Genomic DNA, 2,562 nt, shown 5'->3' on the forward strand with positions numbered 1-2,562 from the left:
TAATGTATTATTCTCTAATAAAGCAATACTAATGATTCAAGATTCATTTTCATAAAAAAAACACTTCTAAAAAATCTAGAAGTGTTTTAAAATAATAGCTGAATAAAAATAAAATTTCATTAAATATTTTAAATTATGGCTTTTCTAAAACTAAAATAACCGAAGAAGTCTTTGCCATTACGTTATTTAGATTAGTAGTGATAATAGGTTTACCTATATTTAGGGTAGTACCTGTTGGTATATTTCTCTCAGCACATGCAAATTTTATAGTATGCTCTCCAAGTGCCATATTTGAAAGCGTCGCATTCAAATTCAATGTTCTATAATTACCTACTCCCGCATTTACAGTACCCAATCGAACAAAATCTAATTTATCATCTAAATATATTCCACAGGCAAAACTACTGTTCTGATCACTTGTTTGTACCAATGTTTGCACAGAAATCGTAACTAAGTTTACTGATTTTGATATTTTAATTTTCTGATTTAAATCCGAAAGCTCTTTCCAATGTGAAGCCATTACTTGTCCTTTAGTATATGGTACAGCAAGGGTACTTGAACTACTTGTTCCCGGAAAACTTACACCATTAAAGGTTGAATTAGCATAAGATCCGGTCAAAACCATTCCTTCCAAAAAACCCTCAGGTAAATCAAAATTCTTCCAGAAATTGTTATTTAAGGCATTTCCTGAAATTAAATCGCCTTGTTTACCAGCTGTTCCAATTTTTGCATCTGTTCCGTTGAATCTGATTTCTTTGGAAACATTTGTCGTACCATTTATATCCAACGTGGTATGAGGTTTCTCAGTTCCTATTCCTACCTGAGAAAATAAATTTGGACTAATGGCTACTAAAAAGATAAATATCTTATTTTTCATAATTGGTTAATTGTTAGTTATAAACAGGTTCATTATTATTAGGATCTGGTATTTCAAATACTTCTACTCTTAAAGTTGACTGCGCCATAAAATCGTTAATATTTGTATATACCGCCTTTCCTATTCCAAAATCTCCTGTAAATGAATTTATTGATCCTCTTCTTTTACAGGCAACTTTTGCAGTGTATTCCTTTTTAGGTAAATTTTCAGTAGATCCAAGCAAAGTAAATGTATAAAATGGTGCTCTAGATGCTGTAGGTTGATTTAATGTAAATATTCTAACTCCTTTTAATTGATCGTCCACAAATACACCACATGCAAAATCAACCCCTGCATTTGTAGAATTCGAATTAAGATGAACAACTGTTTCAAAGACTAATCCAATTTTATTAACAGAGTTATTTACTTTGAATGTTTTTGTTAATCCCGTAATTTCTCCTCCACTACCATTTCCAGCTAAAAAACTAGATAAAGACATATTTTTTGTATACAATGCTCTATTTGTAGTTCCATCAGTAAGTATTAATCCACTTTCTGTATTGGACGCCTCATAGTTTATAAGATAATACGTTTCAGGTTTGAACTCAGGTCGTCTTAAAACTTTCCACGTCGGAGGTTGGTTCGCTCCTTGAGAGACTAATACCGATCCTACTTCTCCTAATTTTCCAATAGTTGTTTCGTCTCCTCCCAAATAGATTTTACTTCTAATCCCTAAATCTCCCTGAACATCCAAAGTCGTTCTTGGTGCATTGGTATTGACACCTACTTGAGCAAATAAAGAAGAACTAATAAATACTAAATTTATTAGTAGTATATTACTGAATATTTTCATACTTAATTATCTTGTCACTTTTACTAATTCGCTCACATCAAATTTCAATACAGATTGTAACATAAAATTATTTGTTACTGCTGAAGCATTCAATGCGCGCCCTATTACTAAATCCACATTAGTACCTGATGTAGAAATTCTTCTACATCCTACTTTCAATGTATGTTCACCGGTAGTTACATCATTTACCGTATAATTTAATGTATAAATAGACTGATTGCTGGCTCCTTTACGAGGAATTCCGTCAATTTGGTCCGCTCTTAATGCGACCAAAACATTATCAATAAAAATACCACACATAAATTTTATGTTTTGATCAGTAACATTTCCTATATTCCCAGATTCAATACCAGTCTGAAACATAATATTGATTTTATTTTTTGGATCGTCTACAGTAAATTTTGTGCTTAAATCAGGTGATAATTCTTTCCAACTAGATAAAGTTGAGACTAATAGTTCTCCTAAAGAACTTGTCAAGATACCATCGTTGCTATTCGTATCAAATAACAGCCCATTCTCACTTGTATTGATAAAACTACTCGTGGTTCTATATTCCCCATTTTCATAAAATCCCACTTTGGCATTCTTCCATAATGGAGCACTCCCATCCCCTTGAGAAACAAGGATGTCATTGTAATTTCCGGTATTACCATCAGTAGTTTTTGAGCCTCCTACCTTAAGTTCTTTTCTAAGCATAATATTTCCATTAACATCAAGAGATGACTGTGGCACCTCTGTACCTATTCCTATTTGAGCAGATACAAGTTTGGACAGAAATAAAAACAAAGAAAAAGCTTTTGTTTTTTTCATATTTAAATTTTAATTGGTTGATAACTACCTTAATAAAAGGTTT

3 protein-coding genes are annotated in these 2,562 nt (G+C 31.9%); all 3 read right to left on the reverse strand.

All coding sequences use genetic code 11. The features are described 5' to 3' along the window. Positions 1–133: 133 nt before the first annotated feature. From N5E64_RS15480 to N5E64_RS15490, 3 genes are read right to left on the reverse strand one after another with little or no spacing between them, the layout of a single operon-like run. Positions 134–877, reverse strand: a complete 744-nt coding sequence (locus N5E64_RS15480) for a hypothetical protein (protein WP_280038279.1) — start codon at positions 875–877, stop codon at positions 134–136. A 13-nt stretch (positions 878–890) separates the two neighbouring features. Then, positions 891–1,709 (reverse strand): hypothetical protein, encoded by an 819-nt coding sequence (locus tag N5E64_RS15485; RefSeq protein WP_280038280.1) that lies wholly within the window; start codon positions 1,707–1,709, stop codon positions 891–893. Positions 1,710–1,715: 6 nt separating this feature from the next. After that, the gene (locus N5E64_RS15490) at positions 1,716–2,519 is read right to left on the reverse strand and encodes a hypothetical protein (protein ID WP_280038281.1); all 804 of its coding nucleotides are present in this window, start codon (positions 2,517–2,519) and stop codon (positions 1,716–1,718) included. Positions 2,520–2,562: the final 43 nt, after the last annotated feature.

The sequence above is a fragment of the Empedobacter sp. GD03739 genome (assembly GCF_029843245.1).
Lineage (GTDB): Bacteria > Bacteroidota > Bacteroidia > Flavobacteriales > Weeksellaceae > Empedobacter > Empedobacter falsenii_B.

Coding starts and splice junctions, on each gene's coding strand:
- N5E64_RS15480 (WP_280038279.1), bottom strand. CDS start 877: ATGAAAAATAAGATATTTATCTTTTTAGTAGCCATTAGTCCAAATTTA.
- N5E64_RS15485 (WP_280038280.1), bottom strand. CDS start 1,709: ATGAAAATATTCAGTAATATACTACTAATAAATTTAGTATTTATTAGT.
- N5E64_RS15490 (WP_280038281.1), bottom strand. CDS start 2,519: ATGAAAAAAACAAAAGCTTTTTCTTTGTTTTTATTTCTGTCCAAACTT.